Origin of the sequence: Cellvibrio sp. UBA7661 (genome assembly GCA_002483365.1) — a bacterium.
Lineage (GTDB): Bacteria > Pseudomonadota > Gammaproteobacteria > Pseudomonadales > Cellvibrionaceae > Cellvibrio.
On the sequence record DLHT01000015.1, the window covers coordinates 74,048 to 100,196 of the forward strand.

Annotated in this window: 21 protein-coding genes; 7 read left to right on the forward strand and 14 right to left on the reverse strand. The window is 49.9% G+C overall.

Annotation, left to right across the window (positions count from 1 at the left end):
• Positions 1–76 precede the first annotated feature (76 nt).
• The 4 genes from B2739_RS12440 (at position 77) to ychF (ending at position 4,894) form a co-directional block, all read left to right on the forward strand.
• Complete coding sequence (locus B2739_RS12440) at positions 77–685, forward strand: 50S ribosomal protein L25/general stress protein Ctc (RefSeq protein ID WP_331346173.1); 609 nt, start codon at positions 77–79, stop codon at positions 683–685.
• 186 nt (positions 686–871) lie between these two features.
• Positions 872–1,465 (forward strand): aminoacyl-tRNA hydrolase, encoded by a 594-nt coding sequence (gene pth / locus B2739_RS12445; protein ID WP_331346174.1) that lies wholly within the window; start codon positions 872–874, stop codon positions 1,463–1,465.
• 53 nt (positions 1,466–1,518) lie between these two features.
• Positions 1,519–3,696: a TonB-dependent receptor gene (locus B2739_RS12450; protein ID WP_331346175.1), complete on the forward strand. Its 2,178-nt coding sequence runs from the start codon at positions 1,519–1,521 to the stop codon at positions 3,694–3,696.
• Between the two features lie 106 nt (positions 3,697–3,802).
• The gene (ychF, locus tag B2739_RS12455; protein WP_049631900.1) at positions 3,803–4,894 is read left to right on the forward strand and encodes a redox-regulated ATPase YchF; all 1,092 of its coding nucleotides are present in this window, start codon (positions 3,803–3,805) and stop codon (positions 4,892–4,894) included.
• A gap of 248 nt (positions 4,895–5,142) precedes the next feature.
• Here the strand turns inward: ychF and B2739_RS12460 are convergent, their stop codons facing one another.
• The 4 genes from B2739_RS12460 to B2739_RS12475 all read right to left on the reverse strand — a co-directional run bounded on the left by B2739_RS12460 (position 5,143) and on the right by B2739_RS12475 (position 9,580).
• Entirely contained in the window at positions 5,143–5,916 is a 774-nt protein-coding gene (locus B2739_RS12460; protein WP_331346176.1) for a hypothetical protein, read from the reverse strand.
• A 489-nt stretch (positions 5,917–6,405) separates the two neighbouring features.
• Positions 6,406–6,678, reverse strand: a complete 273-nt coding sequence (locus tag B2739_RS12465; protein WP_331346177.1) for a PilZ domain-containing protein — start codon at positions 6,676–6,678, stop codon at positions 6,406–6,408.
• A 93-nt stretch (positions 6,679–6,771) separates the two neighbouring features.
• Complete coding sequence (parC, locus tag B2739_RS12470; protein WP_331346178.1) at positions 6,772–9,030, reverse strand: DNA topoisomerase IV subunit A; 2,259 nt, start codon at positions 9,028–9,030, stop codon at positions 6,772–6,774.
• Positions 9,031–9,094: 64 nt separating this feature from the next.
• On the reverse strand, positions 9,095–9,580 hold the full coding sequence (locus B2739_RS12475; RefSeq protein WP_331346179.1) for an LEA type 2 family protein: 486 nt from the start codon (positions 9,578–9,580) through the stop codon (positions 9,095–9,097).
• Positions 9,581–9,704: 124 nt separating this feature from the next.
• On the opposite strand from B2739_RS12475, the gene B2739_RS12480 reads away from it, so the two are divergent.
• Positions 9,705–10,130: a hypothetical protein gene (locus tag B2739_RS12480; RefSeq protein WP_331346180.1), complete on the forward strand. Its 426-nt coding sequence runs from the start codon at positions 9,705–9,707 to the stop codon at positions 10,128–10,130.
• Between the two features lie 9 nt (positions 10,131–10,139).
• Here the strand turns inward: B2739_RS12480 and B2739_RS12485 are convergent, their stop codons facing one another.
• A complete protein-coding gene (locus B2739_RS12485) occupies positions 10,140–10,523 on the reverse strand; it encodes a DUF2750 domain-containing protein (protein WP_331346181.1) in 384 nt (127 codons plus the stop codon).
• A gap of 19 nt (positions 10,524–10,542) precedes the next feature.
• Complete coding sequence (locus tag B2739_RS12490; protein ID WP_331346182.1) at positions 10,543–11,292, reverse strand: SprT family zinc-dependent metalloprotease; 750 nt, start codon at positions 11,290–11,292, stop codon at positions 10,543–10,545.
• A 177-nt stretch (positions 11,293–11,469) separates the two neighbouring features.
• Here B2739_RS12490 and asd point away from each other — a divergent pair, with 177 nt between their 5' ends.
• Positions 11,470–12,321 carry an archaetidylserine decarboxylase gene (gene asd, locus B2739_RS12495; RefSeq protein ID WP_331346183.1) on the forward strand — a complete coding sequence of 284 codons (852 nt, stop codon included), beginning with the start codon at positions 11,470–11,472 and terminating at the stop codon, positions 12,319–12,321.
• A gap of 80 nt (positions 12,322–12,401) precedes the next feature.
• On the opposite strand, the gene B2739_RS12500 is transcribed toward asd, so the two are convergent.
• The 6 genes from B2739_RS12500 to gltB all read right to left on the reverse strand — a co-directional run bounded on the left by B2739_RS12500 (position 12,402) and on the right by gltB (position 23,734).
• The gene (locus tag B2739_RS12500; RefSeq protein ID WP_331346184.1) at positions 12,402–13,154 is read right to left on the reverse strand and encodes a TerC family protein; all 753 of its coding nucleotides are present in this window, start codon (positions 13,152–13,154) and stop codon (positions 12,402–12,404) included.
• Between the two features lie 230 nt (positions 13,155–13,384).
• Positions 13,385–14,752, reverse strand: coding sequence for an HD-GYP domain-containing protein (locus tag B2739_RS12505; RefSeq protein WP_049631865.1), 1,368 nt, complete (start codon positions 14,750–14,752; stop codon positions 13,385–13,387).
• A 221-nt stretch (positions 14,753–14,973) separates the two neighbouring features.
• Positions 14,974–16,041 (reverse strand): uroporphyrinogen decarboxylase, encoded by a 1,068-nt coding sequence (gene hemE / locus B2739_RS12510; protein WP_331346185.1) that lies wholly within the window; start codon positions 16,039–16,041, stop codon positions 14,974–14,976.
• 104 nt (positions 16,042–16,145) lie between these two features.
• Positions 16,146–17,729: a Na/Pi symporter gene (locus B2739_RS12515; protein WP_331346186.1), complete on the reverse strand. Its 1,584-nt coding sequence runs from the start codon at positions 17,727–17,729 to the stop codon at positions 16,146–16,148.
• Between the two features lie 117 nt (positions 17,730–17,846).
• The gene (locus tag B2739_RS12520; protein WP_331346307.1) at positions 17,847–19,265 is read right to left on the reverse strand and encodes an FAD-dependent oxidoreductase; all 1,419 of its coding nucleotides are present in this window, start codon (positions 19,263–19,265) and stop codon (positions 17,847–17,849) included.
• Between the two features lie 14 nt (positions 19,266–19,279).
• Entirely contained in the window at positions 19,280–23,734 is a 4,455-nt protein-coding gene (gene gltB / locus B2739_RS12525; protein ID WP_331346187.1) for a glutamate synthase large subunit, read from the reverse strand.
• A 61-nt stretch (positions 23,735–23,795) separates the two neighbouring features.
• Here gltB and B2739_RS12530 point away from each other — a divergent pair, with 61 nt between their 5' ends.
• Positions 23,796–24,026, forward strand: a complete 231-nt coding sequence (locus tag B2739_RS12530) for a hypothetical protein (protein ID WP_331346188.1) — start codon at positions 23,796–23,798, stop codon at positions 24,024–24,026.
• A gap of 18 nt (positions 24,027–24,044) precedes the next feature.
• Here B2739_RS12530 and B2739_RS12535 read toward each other — a convergent pair whose 3' ends face one another.
• Both B2739_RS12535 and B2739_RS12540 read right to left on the reverse strand, forming a co-directional pair.
• Positions 24,045–24,497, reverse strand: coding sequence for a hypothetical protein (locus B2739_RS12535; RefSeq protein ID WP_331346189.1), 453 nt, complete (start codon positions 24,495–24,497; stop codon positions 24,045–24,047).
• 120 nt (positions 24,498–24,617) lie between these two features.
• A complete protein-coding gene (locus tag B2739_RS12540) occupies positions 24,618–26,144 on the reverse strand; it encodes a tryptophan halogenase family protein (RefSeq protein WP_331346190.1) in 1,527 nt (508 codons plus the stop codon).
• Positions 26,145–26,149: the final 5 nt, after the last annotated feature.

The window sequence follows — 26,149 nt, forward strand, 5'->3', positions numbered from 1 at the left end:
CTACATAAGGTAATACGGTTACTGAAACCCGGTAGATTCTGGTCGCGGATCTACACGGAAAATTGAGGACGATAAAATGTCTGAAGACTTTAAATTAGATGCAACTGCCCGTAACGACTTGGGGAAAGGTGCGAGCCGCCGCCTGCGTCGTTTGGCTGCTCAAGTTCCCGCTGTTATTTACGGTGGCAACGTAGCACCTGTTAGCGTTTCTGTTTCTGCCAACGAGCTGATGAAGCACTTGGAACACGAAGCTTTCTACTCTCACATCATCAGCCTGAACGTTGATGGCGCTGCACAAGATGTGATCCTGAAAGATGTTCAACGTCACCCATCCAAGCCAGTTGTACTGCACTTGGACTTCTTGCGCGTTGACAAATCTACCAAGGTTCACACTCACGTACCTCTGCACTTCATCAACGAAGCGACATCAAAAGGCGTGAAAATCCAAGGCGGTAAAGTGGTTCACAACCTGACCCAATTGGACGTGATCTGCTTGCCACAACACTTGCCAGAGTTTATTGAAGTTGATTTGGCAAATGCAGAAGTGGGTGCCATCATCCACATTTCTGACCTGAAATTGCCTGGCGGTGTGGAATCTGCTGACTTGCAAAAAGGTGCTGACCACAACTTGGCTGTTGCGACTATCGTTAAGCCAAAAGGCGGCGCAGAGAGCGAAGAAGCTTAATCTTCTTTCTGCATCGATCAAAAAAAGGGGTGGATCTTCGGATCCACCCCTTTTTTTATAGCAGTTGCTTTTATAACAGCCACCCAGTGATGGGGACAGAGATGATCGATAGGTTCGATTCAACACTTCGATCATGAGTAAAATGCGCAGCTTACACGCATTGCAACTTGATGAGAGACACACTTGATGGCACAGAACGAGATACAACTGATTGTCGGCCTCGGCAACCCCGGCAGCGAATATGAACGCACACGCCACAATGCCGGTGCTGATTTTGTCGAAGCATTTGCCCGCTCTTTGGGTGTATCACTAGCTCCCGATAACAAATATTTTGGCCTCACCGCACGCACGCATTATCAAGGGCGCGATTTGCGATTATTAATTCCCACCACTTACATGAATCGCAGCGGGCAGTCAGTTGGCGCTATGGCGAATTTTTTCAAGATTGAACCCTCAGCCATTCTTGTCGCTCACGATGAACTGGATTTAGCGCCGGGCATCGCCCGCTTCAAACAAGGTGGAGGCCACGGTGGCCACAACGGCTTGCGCGATATCATCGCCGCCCTTGGCAACAACCAGAACTTTCCGCGCTTGCGATTAGGCATTGGCCACCCCGGTAGCGCCGCAATGGTCGCCAATTTCGTCCTTAAACGCGCTCCATCCAGCGAGCAAGAGCTTATTGATGATGCAATTTCCCGCGCCATCAAATGCACGCCGGACGCGCTAAAAGGCGACTGGAATACGGCGATGAAAAACTTGCACACCGATCCCAAGAAATAAGCATGCCTGAACTACACTGCATAAGTCCCCTACAATAAATAGGTTCCAGACTTATGCGGGTTGGCGCTCTTTCACTCTCTTCTGCAGCAATTATTCTGTTCGCATATCAACCGATATTGGCTTTTGCCAAAGAGGACACTGAGCTATTTGATCTGGATCTGGCCACCCTGATGACCATTCAAGTGGGCGCCAGTGCAGATGCCTCCGCCAAAGGTTTGAGCACCCCACTCGCTGGCGCGCAAGTTGCCGACGGCGGAAGGCTGGGAATACTGGGCTCGACAACCATTTTGGACACTCCCTTCTCCACGACCAGCTATACGCAGGAATTCGCACAAAACCATCAAGCCGCCAGTATTGGAGAGGTGCTGCAATACGATCCCAGCGTGCAATTGGCACGCGGTTTTGGCAATTTCCAGCAGGTTTACCGGGTACGCGGCTTTCCTATTTTTTCTGATGACATGACCTACAACGGTCTATACGGAATCTTACCCAGACAATATCTGGCTGCCGAATTGATTGAACGGGTGGAGGTGTTGCGCGGCGCCAATGCCTTTATCAACGGTGCCGCACCCGGTGTAAGCGGTTCGCTCGGAGGAAGTATTGGCGCGGTTCCCAAACGCGCGCCAAAACAAAACCTCACGCGGATTACACTCGGAGCACAATCCGCCAGCCAATATTATGCAGCAGCCGATCTATCCCATCGCTCAGACGACAGCCGCTTTGGCATTCGTGTCAACGGCGTGGAGCGAAAGGGTGATACCGATATTGATGGCGAAGCACGCGCCCTTCAATTGCTAACACTGGGCACAGACTTTCACAGCAACGATCTACGTATCTCAGCCGATTTCGGCTATCAGGATCAGCAATTGGATGCCAACCCACCCAGTGTTACCGTGGCGAGCGGCCTTCCCATCCCAACAGCACCCGACACCGATCACAATATTGGGCAGCCTTGGACCTATTCGGATGCCAAGGATCTCTTTGGCACCCTGCGCGCTGAATATGACATCACTCCACGGTTGACCGGCTGGCTGGCCTTGGGCGCACGCGAAGGCCATGAAAATTCCATTTTCAGCGCTTTTCTAACCACAACTAACCTAATGGGGGATTTCTCGGCCAGCCGCTTCGATGTTGTCCACAAAGATTCAGTCATCACCGGCGAACTGGGTTTGAGAACCGAATTCAGCACGGGCGAGATAACCCACCAACTGAGTCTTTCTGCCAACACCTATGAGAATGACAGTCGCAACGCCTATTTCATCTACAACGGCTTCACCAATAATCTTTACCATCCAACAGCCGTAGAACGACCAGAAACCCAGGTCGTTGGCGGTGGCGATCTCCGCCACCCACTTATCACCACAACCACCAAAACCGGAAGTCTGGCACTGGCCGATGAATTGTCATTACTGAACGAGCGCCTGCGGCTGACACTGGGAGCCCGCCAACAGACAATCCGTGAAGACAACTTTGACTACAGCACTGGCGCACCCCAATCCAGCTACGACAAAACTCGCCTGACCCCTGCGTTTGCAGCGCTCTATAAGTTTTCTCCGCACTATTCCGGCTACATCAATTACATGGAAGGACTACTCAAAGGTGATATAGCACCCACCACTAACATCGATGGCCCTGTGACTAATGCAGGTCAAGCGCTGAAGCCTTACCAGACCCAACAGACCGAAGTGGGGATCAAATATCTGGGGAAATCGCTCGGAGCAACTATCGCCGTCTTTGAAATCCGTAAACCGCTGGCAGGCTATAACAACCGTAATGCACTGGCACTGGTTGATGACCAAACCCATCGCGGGCTGGAGCTATCGCTTTATGGTGAGGCTGCGCCGGGTATTAAGCTGCTCGGCGGCATCAGCTTTCTTGATACCGACGAATACGGCAAAAACACCATAGGTGCCCCCAAAACCCAGTCCAATCTGGGGCTGGAATGGGACGTACCGGGTATCACCGGCTTGAGCCTCAGCAGCCAGTGGATGTACACCGGCAGCCAATATGCAGACCTCGCCAACACCCAAAAAGTGCCCAGCTGGCAAAGGTTGGATCTGGGCGCACGCTACACCACAAGGCTCTCCGCGCAAACACTGACCCTGCGCGCCACTCTGGAAAATGCCACCAGTAATGACTACTGGGCATCTGTCGGCGGATTTCCCGGCGCAGGCTATCTAACCCAAGGCAACCCGCGCACGCTGGTTGTATCCGCCACTGTCGATTTTTAATCCACGCCAGTTGGCCTGAGTTTCGTCTAATCTGCTTCGGCCATGTATAATCGCGCCCTCTCGATTTTCATCCCTTTTTCACACATCTCATAAGCGGAATAGCATCATGGGTTTCAATTGCGGTATCGTCGGCCTGCCCAACGTCGGCAAATCAACACTGTTCAATGCACTCACCAACGCCGGTATCAGCGCAGAAAACTTCCCCTTCTGCACCATTGAACCCAACGCCGGTATCGTAACCGTACCCGATCCACGTCAGGATAAACTCGCTGAAATCGTAAAACCCGAACGTGTGATCGCCACCACCATGGAGTTTATCGACATCGCCGGTATCGTCGCCGGTGCATCAAAAGGCGAAGGCCTTGGCAACAAATTCCTCGCCAACATCCGCGAGACAGACGCCATCGCCCACGTTGTACGCTGCTTTGATGACGACAACGTCATTCACGTTGCCAACGGCGTAAACCCTGCAGCCGATATTGAAGTCATCAACACCGAACTCGCACTTGCCGATCTGGAAGCCGTAGATAAAGCCATCAACCGCTACGCTAAAGCAGCAAAAGGCGGCGACAAACACGCTGTTGCCATCAAAGCACTACTGGAAAAAATCCAACCGCATTTGGATCAAGCAAAACCACTGCGCTCCTTCCCGCTAGACAAAGAAGAAATCGCACTGCTCAAAGAAATTAATTTGCTCACCCTCAAACCCACCATGTACATCGCCAACGTGGCAGAAGATGGTTTTGAAAATAATCCGCATCTGGATGTTGTGCGCAAAATCGCCGCAGAAGAGAAATCGATCGTAGTACCCATCTGCAACAAACTCGAAGCCGACATCGCCGAACTCGAAGGCGACGACAAAAAAGAATTCCTCGCTGAAATGGGCATGGAAGAACCCGGCCTCAACCGCGTAATCCGCGCAGGCTACCAACTACTCGGCCTGCAAACCTATTTCACCGCAGGCGTAAAAGAAGTCCGCGCCTGGACCATCCCCGTCGGAGCCACCGCACCCCAAGCCGCCGGTGTCATCCACACCGATTTCGAAAAAGGTTTCATCCGTGCCGAAACCATTTCGTATGAAGACTTCGTACAATACAACGGCGAACAAGGCGCAAAAAGCGCAGGCAAAGCGCGCAAAGAAGGCAAGGAATACATCGTACAAGATGGCGACGTGATGCACTTTTTGTTTAACGTGTAATTGACGAAAAAACTCAAAAAAATGGCCGCTTGTAGCGGCCATTTTTTTGAAACGATTTTGAATTTACTGCCAATAAAAACTGATCAATCTACAGCAGCTTCGCAACTAAACAGCTGTGAAAAAATGTGCGCTGAATCGGCAAAACCACAAGAGAAACTTATATCTTTTGCATCTGGCCGCCACCAATAACTTACATCTGATGTCAGATTCAGTGCGATTGTCTCGCAAAGATCACAAAGCACGTTCTTTTATCGTAACAAAACACTCAGCTGATCAATAACAGACTTAACCTCGTTACCAAAGTCTTTTAAAAGTACACCTAATTCGACCTGCCGTTCACCTTCCATCTGCTCCAGTGAAACATAAAAGCTAAATTCCATTGGCCTACAAGGCTCGTCAACTTGACCGATATATACTTCAGTGCCAACCTTTGCTGGTGTTTTCTCATGTATATGAATAGAAGCTCCTTTGAAGCGTGCAAAGATAGGATCTGAATGTCTAAGCGCCTCCATTACATCAAATCCTGCATTAAGCGCTATCGTAAACAATAGTCTATGTTTTTCGATGCTATTTATTTTTTGTAAACACCAAAGAAGATTATTGCCTTCTTTATACGGCTTTATTTGATCTATCGCTGCGATGGTTGAGAGTTTTGCTCCGCGGAGACATTTAATCTTTTTTTTATTGTAGCTGTCATGATCATCAGCAATAGGAAAGTAAATCTTATTAGGATAAGGGGGAGAGTTATTCGTATCTTTACAAACTAGTTGATATGCCAAGTGATCAAGTGCGGTAACGAGATTTTGAACACAATCCCCAGCTATTAATCCCAAGCTATCGGGAATTTCTGCAGCTTCCATTATGAAATAAGCTGGCTTTCGCTCACTGTTTATTTTACATGCCATCTTAAAAGGCTTGCTGGACATGAATCGTTCGCATTCTAAATTAAACAGTTCAAAATGCTCTTTAGCTCTGCCTAGCTTGAGGGAAACATGCTTAATGCGATCATCAAAAGAATTCATTTCTAGCACTCATCTGAATAGACACTCGTCCGCTCAAAAATTTCTAAGATATTTTAATGATTAAAAGGTTTCTAATCCTTGAGATATAAATATTTTTCAACGCGAAAGAAGCTGACAATAGATCATAGGCGACGGGAATAGTATTACATACCATTACGAAGTAATGAGAAAATAATCGATCAGTTTTAAAGTATACGCAAAATTTAAATACTCTGAGGTTGGTGTAATAGACATATTTCTGTCAATTATTGAAACTCCTTGCAATAGCTGCGCAAGCATGGTGTCGCTCGCATACGGAAAAGAATGGCCAGAAGCAGGACGGATAAAACAATTGTTGTGGCTAAGGTTGCCTGAATGCAGCGGAGGATATTAAAGAGTTAAAACTGCGCAACAATGGTGAACGCCCCTTCTAACGGCGCAAGAAATTTCACAGGAAGATTAACTAAATTCTATTCAGAAGTATTAGTGCAAGCTCATTATTTCAGTGAATCACTCATTCTGAACAAAACGCAATCCGACACCGGCGGGTTCTACGCGGACGACTTCCATCATTAGTACTGGGGCATCTTCCATTAGGCCTTGGACTTGACCTTGGAGGTGTGTTCCAACGGGAGGGATGTGTTCGGGTTCTAGTACGACGAACACGCCACCATCGGATATATCGCGGGTTTTAACTAAAAGTTCACCGATGGAATCGTGTGCGATTTTAATGCGGCAAGCGAATGCGGTGCGTACGTGGCGGCGCTTGTCTTTTGAACTCATAAATACTCCCGTTATTATTTTGCATGTTTTATTTGAGCACACTCAACAGCACCGCCAGAAATTAATAGGGCGGAAATAATCCGCCCTATTAATTTATTTATCGGTAACTTCTGCTTTATCTACTTTTTGGAATCCGCGTGGAAGTTTATTGCCCCGGCGGCCACGCTCACCTTTGTAATGTTCAAGGTCTGACATTTTCAAGGTGATGTGACGTTTACCTGAGTGTAGCGTCAGGGTTTGGCCTGCGCCAACAATATTCACAGAGACCACAAATTCCTCGCGCGCTGCAGCGCGGGCAGACGGAATATTCATGATTTTGTTGCCTTTACCGCGCGCCAGTTCAGGTAATTCTGTAACGGGGAAGACCAGCAAGCGACCATCATTACTCACCGCAGCTAGCAATGATTGTTCGGGATTATCAATTAATTGCGGAGGTAAAACCTGTGCGGCTTCTGGCAGCGTGAGCAATGCTTTACCGGCTTTATTTTTACTAATGAGATCTTCCAGCTTGGCGATAAATCCGTAACCGGCATCGGATGCCAATAGCACGCGCTGCTGGTCGACCCCCATTAATGCGCCCTCAAAGGTGGCGCCACTCGGAGGGCTTATGCGACCGCTTAGTGGCTCACCCTGACCGCGAGCAGAAGGCAAATTGTGCGCAGGCAATGAATAGCTGCGGCCAGTAGAGTCGATCAGAATCACTTGCTGATTGCTCTTGCCGCGCAGCGCAAATTTAAAGCTGTCACCGGCTTTGTAACTTAAACCTTCCGGATCTATGTCATGGCCTTTTGCAGCGCGAATCCAACCTTTATCGGAAATGACAACGGTGATTGGATCAACACTCAGCAACTCTGTTTCTGTCAGTGCTTGTGCTTCTGCGCGTGCAACTATGGGTGAGCGACGATCATCACCAAATTGCTCGGCAACCTGGATTAATTCTTTGCGCACCAGATTTTTTAATTTCACTGCGGAATCCAGAATTTTTTGCAAGCCGTCGCGCTCTTTGATAAGTGCTTCTTGCTCCTCGCGGATTTTCATTTCTTCCAAACGTGCCAATTGGCGCAATTTGGTTTCCAAAATATATTCCGCTTGCATTTCAATTAAATTGAAACGCTCCATCAGTACCGGCTTGGGATTTTCCTCTTCGCGAATGATGCGAATCACTTCATCGACATTGAGGAATACAATCATCAATGCCGCCAAGCGCAGTAAACGCTCTTCTACTTTTTCCAAGCGGTATTGCAAGCGGCGGCGCGTTGTCACTGTGCGGAAGCTTAACCACTCATGCAAAATTTTATTGAGCGCTTTAACTGCCGGGCGACCATCAATACCGATCATATTCATGTTGACGCGGTAGGTGCGCTCAAGCTCTGTAGTTGCAAACAAATGTTGCATAACTTGTTCGAGATCAACACGGTTAGAGCGCGGAACAATGACCAAACGGGTTGGGTTTTCATGGTCCGATTCATCGCGCAGGTCGGCCACCATTGGCAGCTTTTTCGCCTGCATTTGTGCAGCGATTTGCTCCAGGATTTTTGCACCGCTCACCTGATGCGGCAGCGCAGTAATAATGATATCGCCCGATTCTTCATCCTTTTGCCAAACTGCGCGCATGCGCACGCTGCCGCGCCCTGTCTCATACATTTTGATGAGTTCATCGCGCGGTGAAATAATTTCTGCTTCGGTGGGCATATCAGGGCCAAGAATGTGCTGGCACAAATCGCTCACTGTTGCTTGCGGGTTGTCGAGCAAATGCACGCAAGCATTTACCACTTCGCGCAAATTGTGCGGCGGAATATCCGTCGCCATACCAACTGCAATACCGGTTGTTCCGTTCAGCAACACATTGGGAACACGCGCAGGCAATACTATTGGCTCTTCCAGAGTGCCATCGAAGTTAGGCTGCCAATCAACCGTGCCCTGCCCTAATTCTTCCAACAATACTTCACTGTATTTGGTGAGGCGCGATTCGGTGTAACGCATGGCCGCGAACGATTTTGGATCATCCGGTGAACCCCAGTTACCCTGACCATCGACCAAGGTGTAGCGATATGAAAAAGGCTGCGCCATTAACACCATCGCTTCGTAGGAAGCGGAATCGCCATGCGGATGGAATTTACCAATTACATCGCCCACGGTACGCGCGGATTTTTTATATTTGGCGCTGGCTTTCAAACCTAGCTCGCTCATCGCATACACGATACGACGTTGCACAGGTTTTAGACCGTCGCCAATATGCGGAAGCGCACGGTCGAGAATTACGTACATGGAATAATCGAGATAGGCTTTCTCGGTGTAATCTTTTAGCGCAATGCGCTCGTCGGCATCGGCCAAGGTTATTTCGTCACTCATTGAAGATCCTGAACATACAGATTTTTAGGTAACACTATTTTTTGTATTGAACACGCTGGTTGGATTATCGCTTTTTGGTAGCAAGAGGAATTTGGCCAGCTTCGTTAATACGTAATGCAGGAAGCCATGCACTGAAATCCAATTTGGCAGAAAAATTATAATGTACGTTTTCTTTAACGCCGTTGCGGCCAAAATGTTCAATCAACCTCACCAGCTGCAACACGTTCGCGGTGACAACCACTTTCACTGGTGTCTCCTGATAGGCCATGAGCGTGGGTAATTGATCACTCACACCACTGAGCACATCAAAATTTTCAATACCGATGGTGTAAGACATACCGCGCAGATGCAAATCGCGGCCATTAGGATTGGCAATTAGCAAGCTGACTTCAATCGGCTGGCCGAAACCTTGCGCGGGCAGTAATTGCAACCCGGCCACTTTAACTGTTGGCTGCTCCAATTTAGGCTGTAAGTTTGAACAACCTGCCAACATAAGACCGATACAGAATAACAACAGGCCACGTAATCGATTATTAAAAATAAAAGCCATTATGACGCTCCATTCAACAGCAAAATTGTGATCCCAGACACTCGGACATTCACACTTATGTGATCTAATCCTCACTCTTTTTACTGATTATTGATCTTTAGCACTCGTTCTATGTACCGGTAAAATGTCTAACGCAAGCAACCACACAAAAAATCCAACTGACTATATCTCTATGCAGCGTCCACCACACAAATTACTGATCAACCCGGACGAATTATTCGCGAGCCGCGATATTCGTATTCAAGACCGGTGTGAAAGTCAGTATCCGCAGCTAATGCGCTTGTGCGTAGACTTTAACTTTTCAGTGCTCCAGCTACAGCGCAAAATTTTCAGCCATCTGACCCGCAAAATGGTGCCCGGCGCATTGGAATTCGTGCTGGCAGTCCACGATGACTCAACACATTATTGGTACAGCATGACGCCAAGCATGGTCAGCTTGAAAATGCTGAATGATTACGCCAAGCGCTATGAAGTTGACATTTTGCATCTGCATTTATTCGGCGATGACGATGAGGATCTCAATCACTTTCAGGAGCGCGGTTTTTACTAGCGCTCCCGGTTATTCCCCCATCTCCATTTCAAACTCTTCCAGCAGATCCAGAGGTTCGATTTCTTCTCCCTCCAGATCTTCATTCCAGTTGATACCGACTAACACCACATCATCGTGCATACCGGGCAGCCATTCTTCGAGAAATTCCATCAAGTCAACGGCGACCGGGCGATAGCTTTTCCAGTCATCGACACAATGCGCACGGGCGAAGCTTTCCTGTGACCAAAATGGCATGACATCGACTTCATCATGATCTTCCGATGTACTCAACGCCCAACCATCTGGCCCCTCCAGCCCCCATACGCATCCCAGCTCCATGGCCTCTACGATAAAGCGGTCAAGGTTTTCGGCGGTATCATCGCCAAGCGGTTCGATTGTGACTGTGTCATTCATGTTAAAACGCCTTTGAGGTTTATAAACAGAGATGGGCACCTTCGGCTTTAAGCCAGGCACGGTCGGCCTTGAAGGTCGGGCATATGCTGGCAACCAATGCCCAGAAATCGGCGCTATGGTTCTGGTGGCGCAGATGGCTAACTTCGTGGGCGACAAGATAATCGACTATAGCCTCAGGAGCCAGCAGTATATTCCAGTTGTATTGGATCGCCCCACGACTAGTGCAATGCCCCCATTTTGAACGGGTCGCGCGTACACTGACTTGCGTACAGACCAAGCCCAGTTGGGCGCAAAGCACCTGTGTTTTACGGGTAAGCAGCGCAAGCGCCTGCTGTTGATACCAACGCTCTAACAACTGGCGAATCTGGGCCTCGTCACCTAAACGCGAGCGGGATGAGAGCAAGAGATGCAATTGATGATCGACCCGTGCAACCGCTGCACGCGTACCACGGCCTATGGTTAATGTCAGGGTTTCGTCCATAAAAGGAAGTTGGCTGCCCTGTGCGTAAGTACGCGCCTGCGGCAGTGCTGCAAGAAGGTGCTGCTGTTCCTGGATCTTGGCGCGGACCCAAGCCGCTTTTTGATGTACAAAGCCAATCAATACCGATTGTGCTACGCCCATTGGGGCGCGGATGACGACTTTTGCATGGCGAATTTCGATACTGATACTACGCCGCCGGGCTGATCGGGCGACAGTGAAATCAAACCCCAAATCAATCCCCAAGAGAGATGGAGATGCATGTTTCTTCAGATCGACCCACTCTGACATTATCTACCCTTTGCTCGCCCACTGAGCGCACTATGATGTCCGCAACATCGCGGCCAGCAGGAAGATACCACAGCCGGAAAGAAGACTCCCATGCCGCACCAAAGCTTTAGCGAGTTTTGTTACACTGCCGCCCCATCTTTTCGCCGCAACTGTTGGCAGCAGGGAATATAAAAATACATGAATGAAAAATTGTTTATCCGTTTACAACATCTGGTACCTCAACATGGCTTGTCGCGCGCAGCGGGTTGGCTGGCCAGCACACCGAACAAGTTTGTTAAAAATACATTTATCAGTTGGTTTGTAAAACGCTACAACGTGGATATGAGCCTTGCCGCTGAAGAAAACCCGCTCGCTTATGGATGCTTTAACGATTTCTTCACCCGCTCCCTCAAACCCGGTGCACGGCCTGTCGATAACGCGCAGGATTCGATCGTCAGCCCTGCAGATGGCGCTATCAGCCAGCTAGGCAAGATTATCGATGGCCGTATCTTCCAGGCTAAAGGGCAAGATTACACCGCACAGGAATTACTTGGGGGCGATGAGGCGCTCGCGGCTGAATTTGCCGAGGGTGATTTCGCCACCGTGTATTTATCCCCGCGTGATTATCACCGGGTGCATATGCCTTACGGCGGTAAATTGCGCACCATGATCAGTATTCCCGGCGAACTCTTTTCGGTGAACACCGTGACCGCGGAAAATGTACCGCGCCTGTTTGCACGCAATGAGCGGGTTGTAGCCATTTTTGATACCGACATAGGGCCAATGGCCGTGGTATTGGTTGGCGCAATGATTGTGGCGGGTATCGAAACTGTGTGGGACGGGCAGGTAGCGCCTTTTGCCAGCCGCGAAATAGCCACATCACTTTACCCTTATCAAAACATCGTCCTGAATAAAGGGGATGAAATGGGCCGTTTCAAGCTGGGTTCTACCGCTATTATTCTGTTCGCCAAAGACAAGATCCAATGGGACGGCCACTTTGCAGCAGCCACCCCCACCAAAATGGGCGAGCGCATGGGCGGCAAGCGATAACTTTTTTTGCATCCAAAACAACAAAGCCGATCAAATGATCGGCTTTGTTGTTTTAGGGTAACTCACTAGTTGCTGGACAACTACTGCTGGTCGCCCGGATAGTCTTTACGCAGCTCCACCGGCTTATCCTGATGCTTGCGCATTTTGATGTTGATCATTTCTACACCCAACGAGAAAGCCATCGCAAAGTAGATGTAGCCCTTAGGTACATTCACATCGAAACCTTCCACTAACAACGTAAAACCAACAATCACCAAGAATGACAACGCAAGGATTTTGATAGTTGGGTGGGAGTCCACAAAATCACCGATCGGCTTGGCAGCAAACAACATAACGCCGACAGCAATAATAATTGCCATCGCCATAATCGGCACCTGGCTAACCAAACCTACCGCAGTGATTACAGAATCGAGCGAGAAAACGATATCCAGAATCGCAATTTGTACTAACACCACCATCAGGCCGTGCGCTGCAACATTGCGCTCTGACTCTATGGCACCCTCCAGGCTGCCATGTATTTCATGGGTCGCTTTGGCAATCAGGAACAAACCACCGCCAATCAGGATGATATCGCGCCCGGAAATTTCTTCGCCAAACACACTGAACAATGGCTCGACCAACCCCATAATCCACGCCAGTGAAAACAGTAATGCCAGGCGTGTCAGCATCGCCAAGCCTAAACCCACATTACGTGCAAATTTACGCTGATGTTCTGGTAAGCGCCCGACGAGAATCGAGATGAAAATAATATTATCGATCCCCAATACAATCTCTAACGCTGTTAGCGTTGCCAATGCAACCCACGCCTCGGGGCTTGCTATCCATTCGAACATATGAACTCTCTTTGATTTGTGTGATGTACACCATACAGCAGCCGCTACATATGCTGGCCATGTTTGGTATTAACGCCCGCACGCTATACTGCAGGGAGCGGAATTGTATCAGCAGCTTATGGCTCTATCACAATGAGGTTGGATAATTAATGCAAATGAAGAAAGAACGGAGGTTGCACATAGGCGAGATACAAATGAGACAGGACAACCGAAAACCAAAACGGCGTAATTTAACCACGCGTGGTTAAACGGCTCAGCAACGCCATTAAGCCTTTCTTCTCATTTTTCATTAAATAATGATCGCGAATACTGGCAATATCTACATCGTAACTGCCGGGTTCAAGATCGCGGGCAATTTCGATTTTTTCAATTTCATAGCGCGATTTTTTACCGGAATCGAGCAGTTCTTGTTTGCGCTTGTCATCCTCGGATAAGTCCAACAGCAAGTATTCGCTTAGCGCCTGTTTGTAAGCATCCAGTACAACAATTACTTTAGGCTTCAAGCGGCGTTCAAAATTCTGCTCAACGACAACGGCCACTTCGCCTGTACTCAACTCCACTAAAGTCCCTGTTGGATACAACCCGATGGCGCGGATAAACTCCACCACCAACTCTTCCTGAAATTGGATATTGCGCAACTCATAGAGCTTGGCCACCGCTTTGGAAGGTGCGATGGGATGACGTGAGCCACGCGGATTGGTGACGTGATCGTAGTAAGTGACTATGCCTGCAATTTTGCCTAACAAAGGAATTTTGTCGCCAGATAAACCCTGCGGATAACCACTGCCGTTCAATCGTTCACAGTGGGTTTTGACCACGCTGATTACGCGCGGCTCTACACCTGGCGTCTTGCGCAGAATCTCGCACCCTAACTCCACAAAGGTCTCATAAAGCCGCTCCTCTTCTGGAGTGCGATCCAACTTTGACAGCAGCGCAGCTTCCAATTGCACCTTACCCACATCTTTTAACAGCACACCCATCGCCAGCACATCCAAATCACGCTTGGGTAAGCCGATGTGACGGCCAAACAGTATCGCCCACACCGATGAGCGCACCGCATGGCTATAGGTGTATTCATCTTTTTCCTGAACACGGGAGAGCCAGGTCAATGCATCCGGGTTACGCAAGACGCTATCGACCATCTCACTCGCGACCCGCTTGGTTTCACCCAAGTCCAAACCATCAAACTGGTTTTTTTCGAGCTGATCCATTACCTCCACGACTGCGCCGTACACTTTTTGGTGGAGTTGACGGGCTTTTTTAACTTCCCGCTGAAGCGGCTCTACTCCACGATACAACCCACGCTGGATTTTGAGTGGCGCAACTGATTCATTGTATGAACTGACACGCTCGCGGGTGCTGGGCTTTTTGGCAGAGGGAGCTATGGTTTTAAGGTTGGCGGCAATCGGGCCACGGCCTTTTTCGACATCGATAAAAACGTAATTACAGAGGGCTTTGAGTTGATTGATTTCACCGAGGTCGCGCAAATAAAAACCTTGCAAGGGGAACGGAGTTTGCGACCAGGGGCGATCCAAACCCGAGACATACATGCCGATAGTTAACTCATTGACGTCAACTTTAACCTGCTTGATTCCCACGCTTGATCCCCACTCACCACTCGGTGCCCGTTATCCACTGTTGTTATTGCAGGGTGCGCAACCAAACCCTTGATTGCGAATACCCACCCATTTTGGAAAAACCCAAACCTGATCGAGTGTAATCAAGAAATGGATGCCACACCAGAGCCGCAGGACTAAAGGCAGCTAAATCATCCCGCAAGGTGGAATATGGCACACTTGAAAAAACTCACATTAGAAAACTAGCCATGAAAACCGGCTGATAAATCGTGTACAGCAGCGATAAATGCCCCCGCATGTGCCGGATCAACTTCAGGCGTAATACCGTGCCCCAAATTGAACACATGCCCTGAACCTGTGCCATAAGCAGCCAGGATACTGCCTACTTCGGCGCGTATACGCTCAGGTGAAGCGTACAAAATGGTAGGGTCCATATTGCCCTGCAACGCCACTTGATTGCCCACACGGGCACGGGCTTGCGCAATATCCGTTGTCCAATCCAAGCCCAGTGCTGTTGCTCCTGTAGCAGCCATGAGCTCCAGCCACTGCCCGCCCCCTTTGGTAAACAGGATCACAGGTACCTGACGACCTTCATTTTCACGAATCAAGCCAGAGACGATTTTCTGCATGTACTTAAGCGAGAATTCTTGATAAGCCGCATGGGATAGCGCGCCACCCCAAGTATCAAAAATCTGCACTGCCTGGGCACCGGCCTTAATCTGGGCATTCAAGTAAACCGTGACTGAATCAGCCAATACATCCAGTAACTGATGCATCACTTGTGGTTGGTTATAGAGCATTTCTTTGGCGCGACGAAAATCGCGGCTGGAACCACTTTCGATCATATACGTTGCCAAAGTCCATGGACTGCCGGAAAAACCAATCAGAGGCACCCGGCCATTCAATTCACGACGAATGGTTTTTACGGCATTGACGACATAAGGCAAATCCTGCTCGGGATTGATTACCTTGAGTGCATTCACATCGGCTTCGGTGCGCACCGCTTTCTTGAACCTGGGCCCCTCGCCTGTTTCAAAATACAGGCCCAAGCCCATAGCATCGGGGATAGTGAGAATGTCGGAAAAGAGAATCGCAGCGTCAAGACCCGGGTAGCGATCGAGCGGCTGCAGGGTGACTTCACAAGCCAACTCAGGATTAGTGCAGAGCCCCATGAAGTCACCGGCTTTTGCACGTGAAGCGCGATATTCGGGTAGGTAGCGGCCGGCCTGGCGCATCATCCACACCGGCGTAACATCAACCGGTTGTTTTAATAATGCGCGGAGAAAACGGTCGTTTTTTAATTCGGTCATGTATGGATCTCTGGTAATAGCCAAGGCTAGCGGCAGCACTGCCGACGGATAGTGTTTATGGCCGGCAGTATAGCAAGTGTCATCGCGGATAGTGTCATCGCGGATTAGGCGGCCACCTCTTGTTTACTGGCAACCCGATAATTGAGCTGCTCCCAATTGTGGTCAATGCGCACCAGATGGACACTCACACGATGAATCCAGCGAGATACTTCCATTAGACTGACTCCCTTATCCAACTCTATCTGCCCGGTGGCGATTCGCTCCATCATCCGCTCGCGCAATTGCTGCTCCTGCGACGCCAACTGCTCAACCAACAACCCGGACTGTTGCTGGTCTAAAGGCTCTTTATCCAACACGCTACTGACCAGTTGCATCAGAATTAATTTGGCAACTCGCAGCTCTTGTTCATCACGCAGTTTGATACTGACCTGCTCATCCTGGCAGCGTTCATAAAGGCGCTGCAGATGGTCAAGCAGATGAATGCAGGCAAGCAAATCCTGCCATGCCCGCCCCTCGCCACCCGCAAGATGGAGTCGATCCAGATAGGCGCGGGATTCGTTCAACGCCCGTGCGGTTTCGACAAGTGAAACTGGCCGTGGCGACTCACCCAATATATGGGTCAACTGCTCGGCCAACCTTTGTATCTGGATACCCAGCAACTTGCGTACTTCGCTCAATGCCAATTCAGGGTATTTCAATAAGCCTGTATCCAACAGCACACCCTGTTCATCTTCAGGCTCAGGAATCAGGCGCTCAATAAAACGGGAATACGCGCCAATAAACGGCAAAATCAGCATTACACCAACCAGATTGAAAAGGGTGTAAAACCCCATCAAAGCAAATTCACCAAACGGTACTGCAGGCAAAGCAGTGCGCCACAGCCACATATAAAGTGGAACCAGAAAGATCGCACAACCACTGACGATAGTATTGAAGATCACATGAGAAAAACCGGTGCGGCGCACATGGACATTGCCACCAATGGTGGCGACCGCCGAGGTAAAGGTGGTTCCTACATTCATACCAACCACCAGCGAAGCAGCCTGCTCGAAATTAATCAACCCAGAATGCATCGCAGCCAATGCCGAGATAACCCCCGTAGTAGATGACTGGGTAATCAGGGTGAAACCAATCCCCACCAGCATCAAAACCAGGCGCCCAGATAAACGATCAGCCGGCATAAAATCCAGGTTAATCTGCTCTTGCAGCCCGGCCATACCACTCTGTAAACCGGCGATACCAACAAACATCAAACCAAAGCCCGCAAGGCTATAGGCCAACCCTGAGCGACGAAGGCCACCAAACAGGCGCAGCAAGGCACCAACCAGGATCAGAATGGATGCAATAGCGCTGAGTTGCAGCTTAAAACCCACAAGTGCTACCAACCAGCCCGTGAAAGTGGTGCCGACACTCGCCCCCAATACCACGCCCAACGCCTGCGAATAGGCCAATACTCCAGCACCTACAAACCCAACCGTAATGATCATTGTGGCACTGGAGGATTGGGTAAGGATGGTTGCGGCTACTCCGGTAAACACACCGGATACGGGGCTACGGGTAAAATGTATCAAGGCTCTGCGAACCGAAGGCCCGGCGAGCGTTTTTAGCCCTTCACTCATCAGGCTCATACCCAGCAAAAACAAGCCAATTGCACCCGCAATTGCTATGGCCAGATTCGACAAATCCATACTTTTACCCTCGCTTAAAACACAATCGCCCCGCCAGAAAATACTGGCGGGGCGATTGTAGCCTGTTGGTACAGAATAATTTAAACGACAACCATCAGCACAATGAAAAAGAAATCATCACACTTGCAGATAATCCAGAATACCTTGGGCAGCCTCACGTCCTTCCCAGATGGCAGTTACCACCAGATCAGAACCGCGCACCATATCGCCACCCGCAAACACTTTCGGGTTAGTAGTCTGGAATTTAAACTGCTGATGCTCCGGCGCAATCACACCGCCCCAGTCGTTAGTTTTCACACCATTCGTTTCAAACCAAGGCTGTGGACTAGGGCGAAAACCGAAGGCGATCAATACCACGTCCGCTGGCAAAACTTCCTCGGAACCGGGAATGACTACCGGACTGCGACGGCCTTTGGCATCTGGTTCACCCATTTTGGTGGTGACCACTTTCACACCTTCCACTTTACCGTTGCCCACAACTTCAACTGGCTGACGGTTGTAAAGGAATTGCACGCCCTCTTCTTTGGCGTTGGCCACTTCGCGTTTGGAGCCTGGCATGTTTTCTTCATCGCGGCGATAGGCACAGGTTACCGTGCTGGCACCTTGACGGATTGAGGTGCGGTTACAATCCATCGCAGTATCACCACCGCCAAGAACAACAACACGCTTGCCTTTCACACTGATGAACTCTGCAGGATCTTTCTCAAAGCCAAGATTGCGATTCACATTGGAAATCAGGAATGGCAGAGCATCATAAACACCGGGCAAGTCCTCGCCAGGAAAACCGCCTTTCATGTAGTTGTAGGTGCCCATTCCCATGAACACTGCATCGTAATCGCGCAGTAATTCTTCCATGGTGATGTCTTTACCCACTTCAGTGCTCAAGCGGAACTCCACCCCCATTTCGGTGAAGATTTGACGGCGACGCGACATCACCGACTTTTCCAATTTGAACTCAGGGATACCAAAAGTCAGCAGCCCACCAATTTCGGGATATTTATCAAACACCACAGGCTTAACGCCATTACGCACCAGAATATCGGCACAACCGATGCCAGCAGGGCCAGCGCCGATAATGGCTACTTTTTTGTCAGTCCAAACCACTTTGGACATATCCGGCTTCCAGCCCATAGCGAAAGCGGTATCAGTGATGTATTTCTCGGCATTACCGATAGTTACCGCACCAAATCCGTCATTCAGCGTACACGCCCCTTCGCACAAGCGATCTTGCGGGCATACACGGCCGCACACTTCTGGCAAAGAGTTGGTTTGGTGACTGAGCTCGGCAGCTTCGAAAATATTTCCTTCGGAAATCAACTTCAGCCAATTGGGGATAAAGTTGTGCACCGGACATTTCCATTCGCAATAAGGGTTACCACACTCCAGACAACGGTGTGCTTGCCCTTCCACTTCTTCTTTAGCGAAAGGTTGGTAAATCTCCACAAAATTGCGTCTGCGGGTTTCGATATCTTTCTTGGTGGGATCTTGACGACCCACATCGAGAAACTGAAAGTCATTGTTTAAACGAGCCATGATAGATTCCCCTCGCCTTATTCGCCGCGCTTGCGGAAGCTGTTTAACAGACCGCCGATAGCTGCCGCCTTGGGTTTGACCAACCAGAACTTACCGATGTAATCGTCAAAGTTATCCAGCAGGTGTTGGCCCCAGTCACTTTCGGTCTCTTGTACAAATTCTTCAATCACTGTACGCAAATGGTGGCGATGCGCCTCCACTGCTTCGGTGTTAATACGATGAATGTCCACCAGCTCATGGTTGTAGCGATCTACAAAGTCATTCGCCTCGTCGAGCACGTACGCAAAACCGCCGGTCATACCTGCACCGAAGTTAACGCCCGTTTGACCCAGTACTGTCACCACGCCGCCGGTCATGTATTCACAGCAGTGATCGCCAGCACCTTCAACAACCACATGGGCACCAGAGTTACGCACACCACAACGCTCACCTGCAGTACCTGCTGCAAACAATTTACCGCCAGTCGCACCGTACAAACAGGTGTTACCCATAATGCTGGTTTTGTTGGACTTGAACTCGGAAGTACGCGGCGGGCGAATCACCAATTTACCGCCAGCCATACCTTTACCGACGTAGTCGTTGGCATCGCCCTCCAGATACATTTCAAGACCGCCGGCATTCCACACACCAAAGCTCTGGCCGGCAATACCGGTGAGTTTCAGTTTGATTGGTTTGTCGTCCATACCCAGATTGCCGTAGCGCTTGGCGATTTCACCACTGATACGCGCACCGATTGAGCGATCGCAGTTGGTGATATGGAACTCAAACTCACCGCCGGTTTTGGCTTCAATCGCGGGCAACAATACCTTGATCATTGCTTCGGCGGTTTCGCCTTTATCGAAGGGCTCATTTTTGCTTACTGCACACAGCTGTGGTTTGGTCGCCAAATAATCATCGGTATGAATAATTGGCTTTAAATCCAGCTGCTGTTGCTTGGTGGTTTCACCTTCGAGGATCTTGAGCAGGTCAACACGCCCCACCAATTCACCCAAGGTGCGTACGCCCAAACGCGCCATCCACTCACGGGTTTCCTCGGCAACAAACTTGAAGAAGTTCATCGCCATTTCAACGGTACCGATGTAATGGTCCTGACGCAGTTTATCCTGCTGGGTCGCAACGCCGGTCGCACAGTTGTTCAAGTGGCAAATACGCAGGTATTTACAACCGAGCGCCACCATTGGGCCGGTACCAAAACCAAAGCTTTCCGCACCGAGCATCGCCGCTTTCACAACATCTAAACCAGTCTTCAAACCGCCGTCAGTTTGTACACGGACTTTATCGCGCAAGTCGTTAGCACGCAGGGTCTGGTGAGTTTCGGATAAACCCAATTCCCATGGCGAGCCAGCGTATTTGATCGAGGTCAATGGGCTCGCCGCTGTACCGCCGTCATAACCGGAGATGGTGATCAAATCCGCATAAGCCTTGGCTACACCGGCAGCGATAGTACCCACGCCTGGACGTGATACCAGCTTGACCGATACCAATGCATCCGGATTGACTTGCTTCAAGTCATAAATCAGCTGCGCCAGGTCTTCAATCGAATAGATGTCATGATGCGGCGGCGGCGAAATCAAGGTCACACCGGGCACCGAGTGACGCAGGCGCGCGATCAACGCATTCACTTTACCGCCAGGCAACTGACCCCCTTCGCCAGGTTTTGCACCTTGGGCAACTTTGATTTGCAATACTTCCGCGTTCACCAGATAAGCCGGTGTCACGCCAAAGCGGCCAGACGCAACCTGTTTGATTTTGGAAGTCTTGATGGTGCCGTAACGCGCCGGATCTTCACCACCTTCACCCGAGTTGGAGCGGCCGCCCAAGCGGTTCATCGCTTCGGCCAGAGCTTCATGCGCTTCCGGCGATAAGGCGCCGAGCGACATACCCGCCGAGTCAAAACGTTTGATAATGCTTTCTACCGGTTCCACTTCTGACAGCGGAATCGGTTTGCACAGATCTTCGCGGATTGCCAGTAAGTCGCGCAGCATGGAGACCGGACGCTTGTTCACCAAGTCGGCATAGTTGCGCCAAAGCGCGTAGTTGCCGCTCTGAACTGCTTTCTGCAGAGTTTGCACTACATCCGGATTGAACGCGTGGTATTCGGATCCATGCACATACTTGAGCAAACCACCCTGAACAATTGGCTTACGTTCCAGCCATGCCGTTTGGGCAATCATTTTCTGGTCAGCTTCCAGATCTTCAAAGCGCGCACCGCCAATACGGCTTGGCGTACTTTCAAAGCAGGTCTTAATCACTTCTTCAGAAAGGCCAATCGCCTCAAACAATTGGGCACCGCGGTAAGACGTAACGGTGGAAATACCCATTTTCGACAGGATTTTCAGCAAGCCCTTATCGATACCTTTGCGGTAGTTTTTATAAGCTGAGTCAACATCGCTGAGCAACTCACCAGTCTCAATCAAATCATTGAGAACGTGGTAACTCAGGTATGGATAAACGGCTGTCGCACCATAAGCGATCAAGGCCGCAATCTGATGAGGGTCACGCGCACTAGCCGTCTCAACAATCAGGTTGGAATCGCAACGCAAGCCAACATTGGTCAGATGCTGATGTACTGCACCCACCGCCAATAGGGCATGAATAGGTAACTGGCCTTTGCTGAAACCGGCATCACTTAACACCATCAATACTTTGCCTGATTTAACTGCTGCCGCTACGTCATCACACAACTTGCCCAGAGCCGCTTTCAACGTGGTCGTTTCAGGGTTGTAGTAGAGCGAGAATTTTTGCTGCTCGTAACCAGGACGTTTCAACGCCATCAGGCCACGGAATTTCTCTGGAGACAAAACCGGTGAGCTGAGGATTACACGATCAGCATGATCTGCATGCTCTTCGTAAACTGACAGCTCACGACCAAGACAAGTCTCCAGCGACATCACAATCGCTTCGCGCAACGGGTCGATGGGCGGGTTGGTTACCTGCGCAAACTGCTGGCGGAAATAGTCATACAGCGAACGCTGCTGACGGGAAAGCACGGCCATGGGCGTATCATCACCCATAGAGCCAACTGCCTCCTGGCCACCCTCAGCCAATGGGCGCAAGAGCTGGTCGCGCTCTTCAAAGCTGACCTGGAACATCTTCATATTGGCTTTCAGCTCAATACCTTCGAGGCCGTTTTCTTTGGCATCGGTATTAAGAGTCGATTCAATGCGCAGTGCGCGCTCCTTCAGCCATTGCTTGTAAGGCTTGCTCGACTTGAGCTGGTTGTCGATATCCTGAGTGTTGTGCAAAGTCCCGGTCAGGGTGTCGATCGACATGATCTGACCTGGGCCAAGGCGACCTTTGGCAACCACGTCAGCGGGATCATAAGCGTATACCCCCACTTCCGAGGCAACAGTAATCATGTCGTCTTTGGTAATTACCCAGCGAGACGGGCGCAGACCGTTACGATCGAGGGTGCATACCGCATAGCGACCATCGGTAATTACCAACCCGGCAGGACCATCCCAAGGTTCGATATGCATGGAGTTGTATTCATAGAATGCACGCAGATCCGGATCCATGTTCTCTACGTTCTGCCATGCAGGCGGCACCAGCATACGGATGGCGCGATGCAATTCCATCCCGCCCAGCGACAGAACTTCCAGCATGTTATCGAGACTGGATGAGTCAGAGCCTGTGCGGTTAACCAGCGGCTTGAGTTCTGGCAACTCAGGTAGCAGTGGGGTGGTGAATTTGGGCGTGCGCGCAACAGACCAATTGCGGTTACCCACAATGGTATTGATCTCGCCGTTATGCGCCAACATACGGAACGGCTGGGCTAAAGGCCACTGCGGCATGGTGTTGGTGGAGAAACGCTGGTGGAATACACAGATTGCCGTTTCCAAACGCTCATCTGCCAGATCAGTAAAGAAACGCGGCAAATCAACCGGCATCATCAAACCTTTGTAGGAGATGGTACTGGTACTCAGGCTGGATATGTAGAAAGACTTATCGGAGGCTAAACGGAGTTCGATTTTGCGGCGAGCAACAAATAAACGGGCGTTGATTTGTTCGGGGGTTAGTTCTGGAGAGCTGTTGATGAAAATGTGGTAAAAACTGGGAAGAGATTTGAGCGCTATAGGTCCTAAGCATTGTGAGTCGGTTGGCACCTCCCGCCAGCCGACTACCTCTAGGCCTTGGTCGGTAACCTCCTCATTGAAGGCTTGCTGCTGTGTTTGTGCGAGTGCCTTGTTTGAGCTCAGCATAATAGAACCCACACCGTATACAGGTGTCAGCTCCGCTCCACAGGTTTCTTTTGCCACAGCGCGCAAAAAACTGTCCGGCTTTTGGATTAATAGACCACAACCATCACCGGTTTTACCATCGGCATTAATACCGCCGCGATGGGTCATACAGGTCAGGGCTTCAATGGCAGTCTTAAGCAGGCGATGGCTGGTTTTGCCCTTTAAGTGGGCAATCAAACCAAAACCGCAGTTATCTTTAAACTCGTCTATCTGGTAGAGGCCAGTGGTCATAGGCTGATTCTCAATAAAAATCGCTATCAAGGAAGTAGCTGCAAGTTAAGGAGCAATTTTTATGCACTCATGCGCCAAGAGCATTTATGCGAAAGCTGCGCCAATTTACATCCCAGACAAAAAAGCCCCTCAGGTTGTAGGGGCTATGCAAATGGGCGCAGGATATTACCCGCTTGAAGGCGGCTTGGCAAGACAAAAGCGAAAAAACAAAAAGCGAATTATGTCGAAGCTATACCTGACAGACCTGAAAGAATCCGCAGATGGCCTGATTCCGCGGGCCAATCGCAATTAAACGAGCGGGAAACGGCACTCAAGGCTTTCCCCAGCGCCCTGATGTCAAGGTCTGCCCGGAACCAAACGACTGGCGATCCGCTTCTGTCGCACTATCTTTACACTCACCGCGCACCCAGAGATGGTAGCGGGAGATGCTGCGATCCAACTCGAAAAAACCATCCCTGCAATACCCCGAATGCTCGACTACATAGGCGGTATTAGCCAGCAAGCGCTCATAGGTGCCGCGCCCCACATCAACGCCACCCTGGGCAAATCCACGCTCAGGATTGTTGCCATTGCGCGCAATCTGGATATGACTGGGAATATGCTTTTCAGGCCAACGCAGGCGGTAAGTGAACATCTTGCTGGCATTCGGCAGTATTTCAACCTCCAGGGTTTCCGCCATCTCCGAGTCAACATAGCTGCGCCCGCTGTTGCTACACCCAGCAACCATAAACATCATCAACAATAAAACGAAGGCCTTGCCCATCTGCTTATTCCACGTTATCCAATAAATTTAAATGCCTTGACGATTTAGCCGCACCCAAAATACGCAAAGATCGACTGATGTTGACCTGCATTTCCAACCTGAGTTCATCAACCGCAACGATTAGTCTTTCGCAGATCCCGTCGCCATACCGTAATGCTCTTCCAGATATTCATCGTGGCTAGGCAGGCTTTTGACCATATTGAAAATAGCCGAGCGCGCCAGCTTCAAGGTGTCACTGATCTGTTGGTAATCCAGATTATCTACGCGCGGATTATATTTTTGCGGGCGAATCCCCATACCTTCAAAGACGGATTGCCAGCTAGCCGCACGAAACAACTCATCATTGTCTTCACGCAAAATTCCATGCCCGCGAAATAATTCTATACGCTCACGCAACGACTCAGGCAATTCCATGGTTTTACACCAACGCCAAAATTCGCTGTCATCACGCTCGGTAGTGCAGTAGTGCAATACAATAAAATCGCGCACTTCTTTATAATCCGCCGCCATACGACGATTGTATTCGCGCTGCAAACTGCGCTCGCATTCAGCATCCGGGAAAAAGCGCAAAAAGAAATCCATACCACGTGCAATCAAATGAATTGCCGTTGACTCAAGTGGTTCAACAAAACCACCCGACAACCCCAATGCCAAACAATTACCCCGCCAAAATTCTTTTCGCCTTCCAGTGTTAAAGCTGATCATGCGCGGATCGTTTATGCGCGGTGCATCCAAATTTTTTAACAAGGTAGTTTTGGCTTCTGCGTCACTGCAAAATTTACTGGAATATACATAGCCATGCCCCGTGCCATTGCGCAGCGGAATTCGCCACCCCCAACCCGACTTGCGAGCGGTCGCTGTGGTATATGGCATACGCGAACCAGCCTTTTCTGTTTTCACGACATACGCGCGATCACAAGGTAAAAAGCGCGACCAATCTTCAAACTCAACCCCCAGGGCTTTATCGATCAGCAACGCTTTAAAACCTGAACAATCGATAAAAAAATCACCTTCAATTTTTTTTCCTGTCGATAACTCCAACGCATCGATGAAACCATTTTCTTTGCGCAACACATTCACGCAATTACCTTCACTGCGTTTGACACCGCGCTCTTCAGCGTAGCGACGCAAATAGGCTGCGACCAATTTTGCATCCAAATGCACGGCGTAGCCCGCACCACCAATCGGTGTATTCATCGCCTGTGAAGGCAAGAAAAATTTTTCCTGTGCCGCCATTACCGCGCAGGGGGAAAAATCTTGCAGATTGTAGTCCTCACCCTCTTTGGTTGCTTTTAACCAGCATTGATAAAAATCCTGCGAGCCAATGCGCTTTCCCAACGCCCCATAAGGATGAAAATAGGTTTGGTTCTTCGTCCGCCAATCAACAAATTTAATGCCGAGTTTGTAACACGCTTGCGTCTCGCGGATAAATTCTTCTTCATCGATCCCCAAACTGGTCACCAGGCGCACCACGGGCGGGATTGTAGATTCCCCAACGCCGATTGAACCTATATCTTCCGATTCAACCAATTCGATTTCGCAAAGATCCCGCTTTAGATGGGCCGCCAACATAGAGGCCGCAATCCAGCCGGAGGTACCACCGCCGAGGATGACGATTTTTTTAAGTGGATTAATGCTGGCGGTCATAATGT